General features: G+C 35.8%; 15 protein-coding genes. 1 reads left to right on the plus strand and 14 read right to left on the minus strand.

Going from position 1 to position 17995, the window contains the following annotated elements; all coding sequences use genetic code 11:
- Positions 1–4: 4 nt before the first annotated feature.
- Positions 5–2455 (plus strand): endopeptidase La, encoded by a 2451-nt coding sequence (gene lon, locus ACYQ1E_RS02635; RefSeq protein WP_459875127.1) that lies wholly within the window; start codon positions 5–7, stop codon positions 2453–2455.
- Between the two features lie 18 nt (positions 2456–2473).
- Here the strand turns inward: lon and tgt are convergent, their stop codons facing one another.
- From tgt to ACYQ1E_RS02705, 14 genes are all read right to left on the minus strand, one after another.
- Positions 2474–3580 carry a tRNA guanosine(34) transglycosylase Tgt gene (gene tgt, locus ACYQ1E_RS02640; RefSeq protein ID WP_459875128.1) on the minus strand — a complete coding sequence of 369 codons (1107 nt, stop codon included), beginning with the start codon at positions 3578–3580 and terminating at the stop codon, positions 2474–2476.
- Between the two features lie 81 nt (positions 3581–3661).
- The gene (locus ACYQ1E_RS02645; RefSeq protein WP_459875129.1) at positions 3662–3820 is read right to left on the minus strand and encodes a hypothetical protein; all 159 of its coding nucleotides are present in this window, start codon (positions 3818–3820) and stop codon (positions 3662–3664) included.
- Between the two features lie 279 nt (positions 3821–4099).
- Positions 4100–4840 (minus strand): purine nucleoside phosphorylase YfiH/LACC1 family protein, encoded by a 741-nt coding sequence (locus ACYQ1E_RS02650; protein ID WP_459875130.1) that lies wholly within the window; start codon positions 4838–4840, stop codon positions 4100–4102.
- A gap of 23 nt (positions 4841–4863) precedes the next feature.
- Positions 4864–5553, minus strand: a complete 690-nt coding sequence (locus tag ACYQ1E_RS02655) for a CinA family protein (protein WP_459875131.1) — start codon at positions 5551–5553, stop codon at positions 4864–4866.
- Between the two features lie 2 nt (positions 5554–5555).
- Complete coding sequence (gene mgtE, locus ACYQ1E_RS02660; protein WP_459875132.1) at positions 5556–6935, minus strand: magnesium transporter; 1380 nt, start codon at positions 6933–6935, stop codon at positions 5556–5558.
- 490 nt (positions 6936–7425) lie between these two features.
- The gene (locus ACYQ1E_RS02665) at positions 7426–10041 is read right to left on the minus strand and encodes an Hpt domain-containing protein (protein WP_459875133.1); all 2616 of its coding nucleotides are present in this window, start codon (positions 10039–10041) and stop codon (positions 7426–7428) included.
- 20 nt (positions 10042–10061) lie between these two features.
- The gene (locus tag ACYQ1E_RS02670; protein ID WP_459875134.1) at positions 10062–10445 is read right to left on the minus strand and encodes a response regulator; all 384 of its coding nucleotides are present in this window, start codon (positions 10443–10445) and stop codon (positions 10062–10064) included.
- A 108-nt stretch (positions 10446–10553) separates the two neighbouring features.
- Positions 10554–11180 carry a chemotaxis protein CheW gene (locus ACYQ1E_RS02675; protein ID WP_459875136.1) on the minus strand — a complete coding sequence of 209 codons (627 nt, stop codon included), beginning with the start codon at positions 11178–11180 and terminating at the stop codon, positions 10554–10556.
- Positions 11181–11184: 4 nt separating this feature from the next.
- Positions 11185–11970 carry a ParA family protein gene (locus ACYQ1E_RS02680; RefSeq protein ID WP_459875138.1) on the minus strand — a complete coding sequence of 262 codons (786 nt, stop codon included), beginning with the start codon at positions 11968–11970 and terminating at the stop codon, positions 11185–11187.
- Positions 11971–12357: a PilZ domain-containing protein gene (locus ACYQ1E_RS02685; RefSeq protein ID WP_459878446.1), complete on the minus strand. Its 387-nt coding sequence runs from the start codon at positions 12355–12357 to the stop codon at positions 11971–11973.
- Positions 12347–13240, minus strand: coding sequence for a CheR family methyltransferase (locus ACYQ1E_RS02690; RefSeq protein ID WP_459875139.1), 894 nt, complete (start codon positions 13238–13240; stop codon positions 12347–12349). Before ACYQ1E_RS02690 ends, ACYQ1E_RS02685 begins: the two co-directional genes overlap by 11 nt.
- 13 nt (positions 13241–13253) lie before the next feature.
- Positions 13254–15167: a HEAT repeat domain-containing protein gene (locus ACYQ1E_RS02695; RefSeq protein WP_459875140.1), complete on the minus strand. Its 1914-nt coding sequence runs from the start codon at positions 15165–15167 to the stop codon at positions 13254–13256.
- A gap of 18 nt (positions 15168–15185) precedes the next feature.
- Complete coding sequence (locus ACYQ1E_RS02700; RefSeq protein WP_459875141.1) at positions 15186–16235, minus strand: protein-glutamate methylesterase/protein-glutamine glutaminase; 1050 nt, start codon at positions 16233–16235, stop codon at positions 15186–15188.
- 21 nt (positions 16236–16256) lie between these two features.
- Positions 16257–17711, minus strand: coding sequence for an HD domain-containing phosphohydrolase (locus ACYQ1E_RS02705; RefSeq protein WP_459875142.1), 1455 nt, complete (start codon positions 17709–17711; stop codon positions 16257–16259).
- Between the last annotated feature and the right edge of the window lie 284 nt (positions 17712–17995).

Raw genomic sequence — 17995 nt, forward strand, 5'->3', positions numbered from 1 at the left:
CTTAATGAGTAATATAGTACATGAGTTAGATAAAGAAATAAAATACAGCGAACTACCACTTATGACCTTAAGAGAAGTTGTGATATTTCCGGGTGCAATCATGCCACTGTATGTTGGCAGGACTAGTTCTATAAAAGCAGTGGAAAAATCTCTGACTGATTTTGAAAGACGGATCTTTCTGGTAACTCAGAAAAACCCAGAGATTGAAATTCCAAAAAAAGAGGATCTATATGAAGTTGGAACAGTTTCAAGGATACTTCAACTCTTAAGACTTCCAGATGGAACCATAAAGGTGCTTTTTGAAGGGATAAAAAGGGCCAGATGGTCAGGTGAAGATCCCTTGTTTGACGAAAGTGGTAAATTCCCAATAGTACACATTGATGTCCTGGAAGACAAAGAATCTAATACATATGAAATCGAGACTCTAATTAGACTCACTAAAGAGGCTTTAGAGACGTTTGTGAAATCCTCACGAAGAATCTCTAAAGATGCGTTAAAGGTTATTCTAGATGCCAAAGATGCGGGCAAATTGGCTGATGCAATTATTCCCCATTTAAGGGTTGGCTTTGAAAAAAAACAAGAAATATTGGAGGAACTAGATCCAGTTAAGAGGTTAGAGTTAGTTTATGGCTTTTTAGTTGGGGAAATTGAATATCTAGAAATTGAGGCCAAGATAAATGACAGGGTGAGACAACAAATAGAAGTGAACCAGAAGAATTACTATTTAAATGAGCAATTAAAGGCAATTCACAAAGAAATGGGGTGGGAAGAGGATCCATTTGAAGAAGTAGAAGCTCTAGTCAAACAGTTAGAAGAAAAGAACATGCCTGAAGAGGCAAAAGAAAAAGCCATGGCTGAGATAAAAAAGCTCAAACAAATTCCTCCTTCTTCTGCAGAATATACTGTTGTCAGGAATTACGTTGATTGTATTTTGGATCTGCCATGGGATGAAATCAAGACAACTGAGATCAATATAGAAGAGGCTGCAAAGATACTGGATGAAGATCATTATGGACTTGAAAAACCAAAAGAGAGAATTTTAGAATATTTAGCAGTTCAAAAATTAGTGGACAAGGTAAAAGGCCCTATCTTGTGTTTTGTTGGTCCTCCAGGGGTTGGAAAGACTTCTCTGGCCAGGTCAATAGCCAGGGCAATGGATAGGGACTTTGTTAGAATATCTCTTGGAGGAGTAAGAGACGAAGCCGAGATCAGAGGGCACAGGAGAACTTATGTTGGTGCCTTGCCTGGAAAAATAATACTATCTTTGAGAAAGAAAAAATACAATAACCCTGTGATGTGTCTGGATGAAGTGGATAAAATGTCAACAGATTTTAGAGGTGATCCATCAGCAGCCTTGCTAGAGGTTTTAGATCCAGAACAAAATTATGCTTTTAATGACCACTATCTGGATTTAAATTATGACCTATCAAATATCTTTTTTATAACAACTGCAAATACATTACAGACGATTCCCTGGGCACTTAGAGATAGAATGGAGATAATCCATCTCCCTGGTTATCTGGAAGATGAAAAGGTGAAGATTGCTAAATATTTTTTGATCCCAAAACAAATGGAGAGGCATGGTATAAAAGACAAAAATATAACATTTTCTGATGGTGCGGTTATTGAAATCATCAGGAGATATACAAGGGAAGCTGGAGTGAGAAATTTAGAGAGAGAAATCGCATCTGTTTGTAGAAAGGTGGCCAAAAGGTTAGTGAAAGGTAAAAATTTAGAGAAAAAAATTACAGTAACCAAGGCTTCAATTCCAACATATCTTGGTGTGCCGAAATTTAGACATGGGGAAAAAGAAGAAAATGCCCAGGTTGGATTGGCCACTGGACTCGCATGGACTGAATTGGGCGGGGAACTTTTGATGATAGAAGTGGCAATTATGGATGGTACTGGAAAGATAGAAATAACAGGAAAGATTGGGGAAGTGATGCAGGAATCTGCAAAGGCTGCATTAAGCTATGTGAGGACTCGGTCTGAATTACTTGGGCTAAAGCGAGACTTTTATAAAGAAATTGATATTCATATCCATGTGCCTGAAGGTGCAACTCCAAAAGATGGTCCATCAGCAGGTATAACCATGGCAACAGCCCTTGTTTCAGCCCTGCTTAATATTCCAGTTAATAATGATGTTGCAATGACTGGAGAAATAACCCTCCGTGGCAGGATTTTACCAATAGGCGGACTTAGAGAAAAATTGCTTGCAGCACACAGGGGTATGGTTCCAAAGGTAATTATCCCTAAGGAAAACAGTAAGGATTTAAAGGAAGTGCCAAATACTATCTTAAAGGACCTGGAGATAATAGAAGTGGAACATATGGACGAGGTTCTGCCAATTGCACTAAAGGATATAAAACCTAAAGATGTTTTCAGGGCTGCAAAGGATATAATTCCAATTGCTTATAGACTTAGAAAAGATGAAGTGGCTCACAAAACCCAGTAAAAGCAAAAGATAAAGGATTTATTCACAGCCAAAAATATCCAAAAATTTGGTCTTAAAAGAAGAAAACTTTTTTTCTTTAATGGCTAGGCGCGCCTCTTTTACTAGGTTTAAATAAAATGTTAAATTGTGTATAGTATTTAACCTGTATGAGAGCAATTCCCTGGTTGTGTATAAATGTCTTAAATAGGCCTTGGTATAATTTTTACAGGTATAGCAATTGCAATTTGCATCTAAGGGGGATTCGTCTTTTTTAAATTCTTTTTTCTTTATATTAATTTTACCAGTTGAGGTATAAAGGGTACCATTTCTCGCATTTCTTGTTGGAAGCACACAATCAAACATATCTATTCCAAGCTCAATTGCATTGATAATATCTACAGGTTTGCCAACGCCCATAAGATATCTGGGTTTATTCCAGGGAAGGAGAGGGGTTGTGGTTTTTAATATCTCAAACATTAACTCCTTGGGCTCTCCAACGCTTAGACCCCCTATTGCATAGCCGTCAAAGGGAATTTCAGTTATTTGTGTTGCACTTTGCTTTCTTAAATCTGGGAAAAATCCTCCCTGGATTATTCCAAAGAGGAGTTGAGTGGAGTCTTTTCTTGCTAAATATGCCCTGTTAGCCCACTTTGTAATAAGTTCTAATGATTTTTTTGTGTAATTGTAGTCAGCTCCGTAAGGCACACATTCATCTAAGACCATCATTATATCTGAGCCTAGATTTTCCTGAATTTTGATCACATTTTCTGGAGTAAACAGGTGTTTTGAGCCATCTATATGGGATCTAAAAACCACTCCATCTTCTGTAATTTCCCTTAGGGCTGATAAGCTAAATACCTGAAATCCGCCACTATCTGTGAGAATAGGTCTGTGCCAATTCATAAATTTATGAAGGCCGCCCAACTCCTTTATTAATTTATCTCCAGGTCTAAGATAGAGGTGGTAGGTATTTGAGAGGATTATCTCTGCACCAATTGAATATAGATCGTGGGATGATAATGCCTTAACAGAGGCTCTAGTTCCAACTGGCATAAATATTGGTGTATTTACCAGGCCGTGTCTGGTTTTTAATACTCCTGCCCTAGCATTTCCATCTGTGTGTAAGATTTCAAAATTATAACCCATTAATTTACCTCAAGTTAAAATCACAAAAAAGGCCGAAACTTGTTAAGTTTCGGCCTTTTTTTCAATGCATCAGCTTATAATTTATCCACAACTGCTACACGATGCACAACCACTATTTTGTTGAGATGATAATTTAGATAAAACTCTAAATCCCCATGGACTGCCATCAATCTCTATTGGTGCCACTGATTGTAAAAGACCCTTGTCAATTATAAATGTATAAGGCTCAAAAACAAACACTTCATCATTTTCCCTTTGCTCGTCCAGAGCAAGATTTAATTGAGCTCCTCCTCAACCAGGTGCTAAATACACTCTGATGGCTGGTACTTCCTTTTTGTTTTCAAAGTGCTGATCCAATAATTCTCTTGCCCCTTCTGTTAATGTTAGCATACATTCCTCCTGATTTAGTTCTCTTCAAAATTTGGTAGAAAAATTTAATAATACTCTGTAACATCACGGGGAAGCTAAGCCATAAAATTACTTTTGTCAATTAAATAAAATAATGACCTAAATTTTAAATTAATCGGATATCCAAATGATGCTGCCCTGTCTCCCGCAAATCTTCTCTCTTCTGTATGAATAAAAATACTTTTCCATGCAATAGGTACAAAAGTCCAGTCTGAAAATATTTTTTTCTACCAGGCCTGCTTCTCTTAATTGATCATGGGAGATTTTCCATAGGTTTAATCTTTTTGTTATTGGATCAAAATATTTTCTAAATTTTTCTGGAAATTCCTTATCAAAGTTAACGAATTCACTGTGAACAGGACACAAACTTGGGCCTCTTACTGCATAAACCTGGGCAGGTTTTAGATTATAATGATTGCAAAAGATTTCTATCCACTGCTTGATAAATTCGCCTCTATTTGCACGCCAACCAACGTGAAATCCACCAATAGCGCTACCTTTTTTATCGCATATAAGTATTGGCTGGCAATCTGCTGTCTTTATTATAAGTGCTAATTCTTTTTTGGATGTAATAAGTGCATCCCCTGGTATTGGAAACTCATCTGGATTTTTTAAGTTATCCAAACATACAAGTCTGTTTCCATGTACTTGTTTTAGCTCTATTAATTTATTTATTTTAAGCTGTTTTTTTATTGCCTCTCTGTTTTTTTTCACTAAAGTGATATTGTCTCCAACTTCAAAAGAGAGATTGGCAGAGTGAAATTTTCCTCCACTATATCCACCCACTCTTGTAGTAAAAACACATTTTACTTTTGAAACTTCAGGAAATTTAAAAGGAATAATTTGTATCATAGTTATTATTATTTACATAGACTTCATTTAATTAATTCAAGTCTTAAAAGGTTTAGAGCAAGATATGCAAAAAAAATCTTATTTTTTTCTCTACTTCCCAAATCAAAGGTGTATCTTTTTGAGATTAAATTATTATTAAAGCTTATGGCCAGACATATTGTACCAATTGGTTTTTCATTACTTCCACCTGTTGGGCCTGCAATCCCTGTAGTTGCAAGTCCTATATGGGTATTTAACTTTTCCTTTATGCACTTTGCCATAAATTTTGCTGTTTCTTCGTGTACTGCACCAAATCTATTTATAATATCTTCTGGAACGCCTAAAATCTTTATCTTTGCTTCATTTGAATAAGTTATTGCTCCTAACATAAAATAATTTGAACTACCAGAGACCTGAGTAAGTAGGTGCGAGATAAGTCCGCCAGTGCAACTTTCAGCAACAGATATTGTGAGTTTTTGAGCAATTAAATTTTTACTCACTTCTTCTATTAAACTAAATCCATTTGTACTTACAATTATATCATTAAAAGAGTGTTTTAACTCAGCAATTAACTCATCACATGTTTTTTTATGAGGGTATCTGGGAAGGATTTCCAGAATTACTTCTGGGAATTTGTCTATTTTTTTAATAGTAATTTCATTACATTTTTTTATAGTAGTTATTAATAAGTCGTATTTAACTGCATCATATGGAAAAATATTAATTTTTGACATGGCTATATCCCCAGGATTGTTTTAGATGTTGTAAAGAATATAAAAAGACCTGTTATATCCACAACAGTGGTTAGGGCAGGACTTGCTATTACAGCAGGGTCTTTTTTGAACTTTGCGGCCAACAATGGAAGAACAGCTCCTATAAGGGTAGATGTAATCACCTGCAATGCCAGGGCAACACTTACAGCTAATCCTATTTTTGACAGGGGAATATGATGGGTTGGACTGGTGAGGGCATAAAAATAGACTCTGGCAAGAGCTACAATAGCAAGTATTACGCCGAGTAGTAGGGATACTTTAAATTCCTTAAACAAAACCTTTAAAAAATCTTTTGGGGTTATTTCTCCCAATGCAAGGGCCCTGATAACTAAAGTGGCAGATTGGCTTCCTGTATTTCCACCAGTATCAGCTAACATTGGCATAAATGTGGCCAGAATGGTAAATTGCATAATCACGTGCTCAAATCTTTCAACCACAAAGCCAGATACAAAACCTAGAAGTGCCAAAAAAATAAGCCAGCCACATCTGTTTTTAAAGTGTTCAATAACTGGTGTTTTCATATAAGCTGCTGCCTCATGTTCACCAGTAATAGCCATTAATTTTTCCATGTCCTCAGTGTGTTCCTGTGTAATTATATCCATTGCATCGTCGTAGGTAATAATCCCCACAAGGGTATTATTTCCATTTACAACAGGAATTGCTATGAGGTCATATTTTTGAATCTTTCTTGCAACCTCTTCCTGGTCATCTAACACGTGGGCATAGATTAGATCTTTATTCATAATATCCCTAACCAAGGTCTCTGGTTTTGCAAGTATTAGGTCCTTTAACGAAACAAAGCCAAGGAGGCGTCTTTCCTTATCAACTACATAACAATAATAAATAGTCTCTTTATCTGGTGCTTCTCTTCTGAGTCTCTCAATAGCCTCCTTTGCTGTAATATCTGGTGGCAAAGTGGCATAATCAGAGGTCATTACTGACCCTGCAGTGCCTTCAGGGTAAGATGAGAGTTTTCTTATATCTTCCCTTTCTGCCTGTGCAATTGCAGGTAAAAGATTTTCTCTTAGATCTTCTGGGAGTTTTTTTAACAGATCAACCCTATCGTCAGGAGACATCTCAGATATTAATTGGGCAAGTTCATGCCGTGAAAGCTTTTGTGTCAATTTAATTTGAAGATCTAAATCAAGGTGACTGAATATTTCAGCTTTAAGATCAGGATCTAAAATTTTTAATATATTCCAGATCTCTTCAGGAGATAGAGGGGAAATAAATTCAGCAACTAAACCAGGGTGGGTACTATTACAAAATTCTTTTAATGTTTCAGTATCATTTTTTGAGAGAAATTCCTTGATTTCTGGCACTAAAAGAGGATTTTTGGTCATGGTCCACCTCCAGGCAACCCAGGACCTATCCCCAGGCCCTGGAGATGATACCATCCACTATTTTATATCACATCCGTGAAGGCCTGGTGATATGTCCTGTTAATATTTTTTGTTTAGTTTGGAAAACCCATCGACTGTCAGGATCAACCATTCTTTTCCCTCCCCAAGGGTCAGTGTAACAAAAATCTAATTTATTATAGGTCAAAAATAAAAAAAAATCAAGCGTTGTACTGGTCACACTCCAATTCTCGATTGGATAATGTCAGTACCCACAAGTCAAAAAAGTAAAACAATACCTAGCAGGGCATAAAAATATTCATTTATTCTATCTGCTCCTTATTCTCCCACCTACAATCCAGTAGAAAACTTTTTGGAGAAGGACAAAAACGAATCTCCCCACTTTTTCAAAGTCTATCCCTTTTCCTATAAAATTAAAAAAATCAGTTAAAAAAGAGGGGCCAATTGTTTAATGATATTATTTGATTAATGATTACCTTGCACTTGCTATGGCAATACTCATGATCTCATTGGGATCTAAGATCAAAATAACCCTACCATCTCCAAGGATAGTTGCTCCAGCAAATCCATGAATATCCCCAAGGTATTCGCCCATTGACTTAATGACTATTTCCTGTCGATGAAGGAGCCTGTCCACAATTAAGCCTAGCTTTCTTTCATTTACAGAAATTATAACCAGAGGTAGAGTATCTCTTTCTTCACCACTTCCATTTGTTATTCCAAGCACATCACCTAGTTCCACTAGCCCAACTACTTCTCCCCTCAGAGTAGTTGTTTTTCTCCTGTTTACTTCATAAATTTTAGAGGAATCTATCTTTGTGGTCTCTGAAACTGCATCCAAAGGAATTGCATATGTGTTATTTCCCACCTCAACCAAAAGGGCCTCAATAATGGCAAGGGTAAGGGGCAAAGACAATGTAAATTTAGTTCCCTTCCCAACTTCGCTATGGACAAACACATTGCCATTCAAACTTTTTATGTTGTTTCTGACAACATCCATGCCAACGCCTCTGCCTGATACATCAGTTACCTTTTCTGCGGTGGAAAAACCAGGGGCAAAGATCAATTCTATTGCCTCGCGATCATCCATTTTTTCAGCCTCTTCTGGTGTTATTAATCCCTTTTCTATTGCCTTTTTCTTTACCTTTTCTGGATCAATCCCTCTACCATCATCTTCTACCTCTATCATAACAGAATTTCCTTCATGAAATGCCCTGAGCCAGACCTTACCAACTTCAGACTTTCCTGCAGCTATTCTCTCTTCTGGTGTCTCCTGTCCATGATCTACTGCATTTCTAATAAGATGTAATATTGGGTCACCGATTAACTCAACCAGGCTCTTATCCAGCTCTGTATCTTCTCCCTCGATTATTAAATCAATCTTTTTTCCACTTTTTCTGCTTAAGTCTCTCACCAGTCTGGGAAATCTGGAAAATACTGTGCGGATTGGAATCATCCTAACCTGCATAATGGTATCCTGCAGATCGTCAGAAATCCTGCCAAGGGCATCTGTGGTCTCATAAAAATCCTGTATCATTTCAGAAATATCTCTATTTTCTTCCAGTTGCCGTGTGAGCATTACAAATCTGTTTCTATTTATAATAAGTTCTCCAATTAAATTCATAAGGTGGTCCAATTTTTCATGATCCACCCTGATGGTGGAAGAAGTCTTTATTTTTTGTGTATTTTGGTCCTTTTTTGCTGTTGTTTGTCCCTTTTTTGCAACCTTACTCTTTTGAACCTCCTCCTTTATTTCCTCTACTTCTTTGCTCTCCTTAACCTCTTCTGTTTTTTCCTTTTTTTCTTCTTTTTGAGCTACCACCTTTTGTGCTTGTGATCCTTTCAGCTTCTCAATCTCTTTATTTATCATCTCTTCTAAGATCTCAGTCTCTTGAGATAGGATAGACAAAAGCGTATCAAAGCCCCCTTCCATATTCCTTCCCTGGTCAACTAAAACAGCTGTCTGAGATGCGTATTTAGCACATTCTTCTAAATCCATATATTCACAAGCATTTTTAAGAGAATTTAGGGCCCGATATAGTCCATCAATATAATCCCTATTTTCAGGTTCTTTTTCTAACGTAGTTAAGGCCAATTTTATGTTATCAAATTGTTGTCTTACTGTTTCAATAAAAATAACAAGATCCTCATCATCTACCTGAATATCTTCTTTAGACGCTTCCTCTTCTTTTGATGTAGTCTCTGTTTCAGCTTTTTCCTCTACACCAGAACCGGTTAACCGGAAAATGGCATTTTCCAGTTCCTGGGGAAGTCCTTTTAAATCTGGAGGTGTTACCAATCCTGTTTCCTGGTCTATTGCTTCCACCATTTCCTCTAACAAATCCAGTGTTTTTAATAGTAGATCTAAAATATCGGTAGGAATTTTTGCCTTATTTTGTCTGAAATAATTAAGTAAACTCTCTGCCTTGTGGGTTAAATCATAAAATTCCTTATACCCTATAAGCCCACTATTACCTTTTAAATTATGGAAATATCGAAAAATATCTTGAATAATTTCTTCACTTCTCTCAGGCACCCTTTCAATATCCACCATAAGTTTATTTAAATTTTCTATGTTGTCTTCAACTTCTTCCAGAAAATCACTCAGGTGTTCAGGACTATTAATTGTAAGCAGATATCCTTTGTCTTCTCCTTTAGCTCCTTTTTCAGAGACCTCTGATTCTGCAGGTGACGAGGTAGGTGTTTCACTCTTTAAGAGATTTTCAATTGTCTCAATAATTGATTCAATTTCAACATCCCCTTCCTCACCGGTCTCCTCTAAATTATCCAGCATCTGCCTTAATGCATCAGTAGCCACCAGAATCACATCCATAATTTCAGGGGTGTTTTTTAAGTTCCCCTTTCTCATTTCATCTAAAATATTTTCTGCCTTATGGGCTAATTTATTCATCTTTTGTAAATTGAGAAACCCCGATGCCCCTTTTAGGGAATGCATTGGCCTGAAGATCTCATCTATCAAACTGAGATCATCTGGATTTTTCTCCAGTTCTAGTAAATTTGGTTCTATTGTTTCCAGGTGTTCCCTTGACTCAGTTATAAAGTCCATCAAGACTTCTTGATCAGTCATAACTCATATCCCCTACAATTTTATTTCTTTTTTCCAAGTAGCATATTTATATTTTTTAAGAGCTTATTTGGCTGTGCTGGTTTTACCATGTAAATATCTGCCCCTACTTCCAGACCTGCTTGGATATCTTTGTCTTCGCCCTCAGTGCTTAAAATTATAATAGGAAGATTTCTAAAGGCTTCTTGTTCCCTTATATTTTTTATAAAGGTAAGCCCATCCATCCGAGGCATATTGATGTCACTAACAACCAGCACAATTTCAGGATGAGAATAGAGTTTTTCAAGGCCCTCAAGACCATCCTCCGCGGTGATAACCTTAAATCCGGCCTTTTTTATTACAAATGAAACAAGATTTCTTACTGTCTTAGAATCATCAACAATCAAAATTGCTTTTTTTTCTGCCATAATAATATATCCCTTATTCACTGATTTTAAATCTACAAACCTAAATATGATCAATTTAAAAACTTTGATTTTTTTACAAGCCTTCTATGGAAAATAAAACATACTTTATTATCCCATTACTATTTCAACCAATTTATTTATATCTATAATACCTATTAACTTATTGTCTTTTTTAATTAATCCCATAACAATACCACTGACACCCAATTGTGACTCAATATTCCATTCAAGATCTTTTTGAGCTACTTTGTGCATTGTAGTTATTCTCTCAACTAAAACGCCCATTCTAAAATTCCTAAAATTACAAATAACTATAAATTTATACTCATCAATATTTTTAAATTCATCGCAAATCAGTGGATACACGTCAAGCAAAGGCACAATATTATTTCTCAAATTAATTACTCCAACCACATAAGGTGGAGAAGATGGTAAATTGGTATAACTCACCATTTTTATGACTTCCTGAACATGATTTATTGGAAAGGCTATTTCTCTGTCTCCTATCCCAAAACCAACAAGTTGAACTACTTCAAGGGATTTAATATCTTGTTCTATTTGTTCTGATGGATGAGTTATTTTCTGACCTTCTACATCAATTACAGAAGGGACCTTTTCACCAAGATATTTTTTTATAAATTCCAGTTCATATGAACTATAACTTCCCTTTTTATCCGCCTCTTCTGGTAATATCACATGTTCTTTTAGATATTGTTCTGGAGTCTTTCTATCCATTATATTATTTCCTCATATTTTCTATTTCCTTTGCAAGTTGTAAATATTGTTTTGCCCCTCTACTCTTTGGATAAAGATTATAGATAAGTTCACCTTTAGCACTAGCCTCTCTAAACTTTGTATCAATAGAGATTATGGTCTTAAAAAATTTATCTTTTAAATTTTGTCTAAGTACTTCTACCACCCGTCTACAAGCACCAACCCTTTGATCAAACATTGTAGCAAGGACCTTATATTGTATAAAATTAGGTAATACTTTATTTAACATCCTAATGGTATCAAAAGTGAGTTTTAAACCATGTAATGCCAAAAATTCTGCTTGTATAGGTATAACCGTTAATGTTGATGCAACCAATGCATTAATAAGGATAATACCAAAGTTTGGCGGACAATCTAAAATAATATATTCGTATTTATCTTTTAATCTGGCTATTGCATTTTTCAAAATAAGTCCTTTACCTGGTTTTTCTTTTAATTCGGACTCCACCATGGAAAGCTTTATAGACCCTGGTATAAAATCAAAAAGATGCCTTTTATCCTTTTTTATTACAGAATTCAAAAACTCCAGATCAACTTTCTCTCTTAAAAACAATTCCAATATACTTACACTTAAGTTCTCAGGATAATAGGCCAGATGAATTGTGGCCGAAGCATGAGGATCTAGATCCATTACAAGCGTCTTTTTTCCCAAAATCACTAAAGCTGCACCTAGATTAAGGGCTGTTGTAGTCTTTCCAACACCACCCTTTTGAGTAGCAATAGCCAAAACATTTGTTAAAGATTGTGCCATTTATCTTTTGAGTTCCCTCATAAGAAGGTTGTATAGGGCCTTCCAGTCATCTTCATAAATATTTAAAAATTTTATTCCTACCTTATAACTTCCCCCTGTGACTTCCACTCGAACTACTTCACCTACTGCAACTAAAGATTGATTTACTGAGCTTTCAAAGACTTTAAAAAAACTCGGATGGTATTTATTCAATCCTGGAACATATAAAGTCAGCTGGACCTTATCACCCACATTTAATCTTCTTGGTATATCCAGCAAAAGCCCACCTGGACTTATGTTCAAACATTTTGTCTTAATAATCCGTTGACTCTTTAAAGGATACTCAAATTTTCTCACCTCTACCCCAAGTTCTTTATTCAACCTCTGAAATTCTCTTCTATCTTTCATTTCTTCCACTTGAACCCCCCTTTTTATAAACAATTGAACCAGGATAATATTTTGGAATAAAAGCTCTAGAGAGATTGTGTAGAGATTCCGAATGCCCCAAGAACAAATAACCGCCTTCTTCTAAATTATCATAAATATAATTTATAACCTTTTTCTTGGCTGCATCGTCAAAATAAATAATAACATTTCTACAAAAAACTACATGGGATTTATCAATCTGTTTTATTTGTAGACCATCTACCAGATTTATCTGTTTAAATTCAACCAGTTGTTGTACCGCCTTTTTTACTTTATATCTCCCTTCTGAAATCTTTTCAAAATATTTTATCTTAATAGACTCAGGGGTTGTCCTAAGGGAATATTCACCATAAATCCCCCTTTTTGCCGCCTTAATAACATCACTGGAAATATCATTAGCAGTTATCTTAATATTCCATTTAGTAAGCTGCTGTTTAAACACCTCATGGAGAATGATAGAAATTGTGTAGGGTTCTTCACCTGTGGAACATCCAGCAGACCATATCCTCAGTCTTTTAGATGTGCTTTGACGTTCAATAATCTCAGGCAAAATTATTTCTTGAAAAACTTTTAATTGGGGTGAATTTCTAAAAAAACTGGGCTCATTTGTGGTAATAACAGAATATAGCTTTTCCAGCTCTTTCCTTCTCTCAGGGTCATATTTCAAAAAATAATAATATTCAGAAAATGAGTTTAATCCCCTTTTTTTGAGCCTGTTTCTAAGCCTTGTCTCAAGAAGATATTTCCTGTTATCTGCTATATAAATTCCCGTCTGATTATAAATAAAATCCCTTAAAAGTTTAAATTCCTCATCAGTGATTTTATAATCTTTCCGAAGAGTTGTGGTCTTAGTCAAAAACGCCATATTTATTATATCCTCATTTTTTAGATAGCATCCTTTCAAGCGTATCTTGCACTTCGGGATCTTGTTCCCTTTTTAAAAGATCTACAAATATTTTGGTAACCTGCTTACCACCTATGTTATCAAGGGCCTCTAAGGTCTTTATTTTCAACAAATTATTTTCACTTTGAAGTAGAGGCTCTAACAAAGATAGATCTACACCCTCTTTTATCTTGCCAAGGATTTCAACTGCTCGTATCTGCACCCAAACATCTGGGTCCTTAAGCATAGGTGTGACTACATCTTTTACTTTATCCTTTAATTTAATCTCAGAAAGGACATCAAGCGCAGCTAATCTTACATCCCTGGACTCATCTTTTAACATTGGTGAAATAGATTTTATAATTTCCTCGTCAGTTTCAGCACATTGGGCATAGGCCTCAACCGCTATTTTTCGCACATCATCCACATCATCTTTAAAGGCATCTTTTATAAGAGGCAAAAATCTTCTATCCCCTAAACAGCCAAAGGCATATATAGCCATAAATCTCTTAGTAGGGTCTTCATTGTGAGCCATATTCATAAATTCTTGTTTTATCGATTCAGATCCAATGGATATTGCAGTCTCTAAAGCAACTTCTTTTACATCATCGAATTTATGGTCTAGAAATTTAATAATCTCCTGTTCCACCTCCTTACTTTGATACTTTTCTCCCAAAAATTTGAGTCCACATTTTATAACCTTACCATCTTGATGCTCTCTTAATATCCTTAAAAAGAAGTCTTTTAAGATCGGATGTTCCTTTTCACTAAGTGCAACAGCAATTTCTCTTTGATAATCCCTGTCCAGTTTCCAAAATAGATGAGTTAAGGTTTTATAAGCGCTTTCATCATCCATTTGACAAAGAAGCCTGATTGCAAATCTCACCCTTTTCTCTTCCTTGCAATAGGCTCCTTCAATTAAGTTCTTTGAAACACCAATTTCTTTTAGAATAGATTCCACCTCTTCTAATAATTCAACATCTTTTTCCTCATCTAAGGTCAATCCATATTCAAATATTGCATTTGCTGCCTCTTCCCCTTTTATAAATGAAAGACCTTTTAGTGCAGCTCGCTGTACATCTCTGTCCTCGTCTGATAGGGCTTCGAGTAAATAGTGTTTAAATTTTTCCCTTTGATCATCATCTAAAAGTTCTAAGGTCCTATGTCCAAGTAGATTAACCAATCCCTGAATTACCTTATTTCTTAAAGGCAAGTTATCTGTATTTAACTTATTTATTAAAATAGGGACTATTCTTACTTTTCCCATCTCTGCCAGGGCATCTATTATAACAGCATCAATTAAATCAGAGCCTTTGCCTAAATAATCAATAAGTATCTCTGCTGATGACTCACTTCCTATCTTTTTTAGGGCCTCTATAGCAGAAAATTTTACCCATTCTTCGTCCTCTAGTGCCTTCTCAAGACACGAAACTGATTCAAGAAAACCAAGCTTTCCTAAACTGACAGCAGCCTGGGATCTTACATTTGGATCAGGATCACTTAAAAGTATCTCACACAAAGCACGAGCAGCCAGCACGCTTTTGGTATGTCCCAAAATGTCCACCACAAATATTCTGATGTCTGGGTCTTTTTCATAAAGAAGGTCTAAAAGAATATCCAATCCCTGAGATGCAATATCACGCAATATATCTACTGCCACATTTCTAATATCAGGTCTGTCTTCCCAAAGAAGGGGAATTAGTGCTTCAACTGCCTCCTCACCCCCCAATTTTCTGATAGATAATTCTGCTGCCTCCTGGACCCCAATATCCTTATGTTTCAACAAGTCAACCAGATAGGGGATACCCTCAACGCATCCATCTTCCCCTAACCTAAAACACATCTCCCTTATTATAGAGGGGTCCTCTGAACTTAATCTTTCAATATAATTTTTACAATCTTTTCTCATGGCTTCTTACTTATTTTTTTATAGATACAGGTTTTTAATTATTGCTTCTGCCATATCATCAATGTCTACTATCTCATCTGCAAGATTAGCCTCAACTATAGCCCTTGGCATCCCGTACACAACACAAGTCTTCTCGCTCTGGGCTATGGCCCTTCCACCCCTTTTTTTAAGGGCCTCTATGCCCTTTAAACCATCATTACCCATGCCTGTTAAAATTACCCCAAGTCCTCTCTTTCCAACACCAAGGGCAATTGAATGCATTAATTCATTAACTGATGGTTTATATAAGGCATCTTTAGGTTCTTTACTCACCTCTAACTCAATCCTGCTCACCTTTTGAACCATTCTCAAATGATAACCCCCTCTTGCAACATATGCAACACCACTTTTCACAACCTCACCATTCTCTGCCTCTTTAACAGAGAGCTTACAAATCTCATCGAGCCTTTTGGCAAAAGGACCTGTAAATGGTTCAGGCATATGTTGGGCAATTAAGATTGGAGCAGGAAAGTCAGCCGGAAGCTTAGTTAGGACCTGCTGAACAGCCATTGGGCCTCCTGTTGACACCCCAATACCAACCAGATCCCTTGTTTGAACTTTACCTTTAAATTTGGTTGTATCAACGCTCTTTTCTGGTATTTTCTTTCGCTTTACCTTTAATTTACCTTTTTTCTTGGCAACACTCTTTACCTTATCCTGCAACTCTTTTTCTATTTTTACTATTTCCAAAGAAACCTTTGAAAGCTGTTTTGGTATATAATCAACTGCTCCCAACTCTAAGGCCTTAAAGGTCGCCTCTGCTCCTTCCTGGGTTAAAGAACTCACCATTATAACTGGTCGTGGACTCTCCATCATAATATGTCTTAATGCAGTTAAACCGTCCATTCTAGGCATTTCAATATCAAGAGTGACCACATCAGGATCGAGGGTCTTAATTTTTTCAAGGGCATCCTCACCATCCCTCGCAGTCCCCACAACCTCTATCATGGGATCCTTCTCAAGCATTCCACTAATTGCCTTTCTCATAAAAGCAGAATCATCAACTACTAATACCTTTACCCTATCCATATCAGCTCCTCAAAATATATATTAGATCTTTTTCTCCTGTTTTAAAACTCTGAGCCAATAATCCACTAATTCCTCATCCCACTGTCTACCAGCCCCTTCTTCTAGAATAGAAGCAGCTTTTGAAGGTGGCATAGCCTTTCTGTAAGCTCTATCAGAAGTCATTGCATCATATGCATCTACTACGCTTATTAGCCTGGCCAAAAATGGTATTTTTTCTCCTTTTAACCCATCAGGATATCCTTTCCCATCCACCCTTTCATGGTGATGATATATAATAGGCATTATATCTTTTAAGGTTTCAACTTGAGATAAAATCTCCCTGCCTATAACAGGATGTTTCTTCATAATTTCAAATTCTTCATTAGCTAATTTCCCTCGCTTATTCAAAATATTATCAGGAATACCTATTTTCCCTACATCATGGACTATACCAGCCCAGTACAATTTGTCCAATTCATCTGAAGTAAGACCTAATTTCCTCCCCAATTTTGCTCCATAATAAGCAACTTGGTCAGAATGTCCCTTGGTATATGAATCCTTTGCTTCCACCGCCTTTGCCAGGGACCTAATTATCTCCCTATTCATTTCCAAAACCCGTCCATATAACTGGACATTTTCTAAAATAGCAGCTGTTTGGGAACAAAATACATTAAGGAGCTTGAGATCATCAAAATTAAATTCAAAAGAACCCAAACTTCTAATTAGACAAACTGCTCCAATAACTCCTGATTTACTGATTAAAGGAGAGATCATAAGCTGCTTAGAAATATCTGAGAACATTTCTTTTATCTTAAAATCTATATCTTCTATTTTTCCAGGAATGAATAAAAGACTTCTACCACCTTTATAACTTAAATACTCGGCTAAACCTTTTATTTTTTTTAGCAATGTAAGTTCTTTTTTAAATGTACCTCTTACTCTAATTGGACTATACTTATTATTATCCTTTAAAATAATAACTGTACCTTCTGGAGAAAATGTCCTTTCAACATGAAATAAAAATTCATTTAAAAGTGCACTTAACTCCAGCTTGGCATTTAAATCTTTATTTAATTTTAATATCTGAACTAGTTTATTTAAGCGCTCTCTTTGTTTCTTTTCCTGTCTTCGCTCCATTGCACTGTCAATCTTAACTAGAAGATGATTTAAATAAAAAGGCTTGGGAATATAGTCGAATGCCCCTTTTTTCATCACTTCCACGGCAGTCTCTATGGTTCCAAAACCAGTCATAACAATAAGTTCTACATCTAAATTATATCTGTTAATATAATCTATGAGAGCCATTCCATCCATCTCAGGCATATTTAAGTCTGAGAGCACTATATCAATATCTTTCTCATTTTCTAAACATTGTGTGGCTTCTATTCCATTTTTTGCCTCTAACACTTCATATCCATGCTCAACTAATGCCTCTCTACAAATTTCCCTTAAACTTTCCTCATCATCAACCACAAGAATTTTGCCTTTACTACTCATTCATCGCACTCCCTATTTGTTTGAGAAAAAATATCTCTATAAATTGAGTTAATCTATTGAGTTAATAAAAATTCCAAACAAATAAAAAATAAATGACATATTAAAAATAATGGAAATAATTTAATGTTTTTTTTCAGTAAGTTCAAGTGAAAATGTAGATTTAAACCAAAAACCATTTAAAATGCATCACTATCAAAAGAAACGGCCACATTGACTATTTTAAAGCGCGCATCTCAATTTAAATACTCTTTTTAGCATTATTAAACCTTTTTGCACTTTCTATT

The organism is Desulfothermus naphthae (assembly GCF_054657475.1).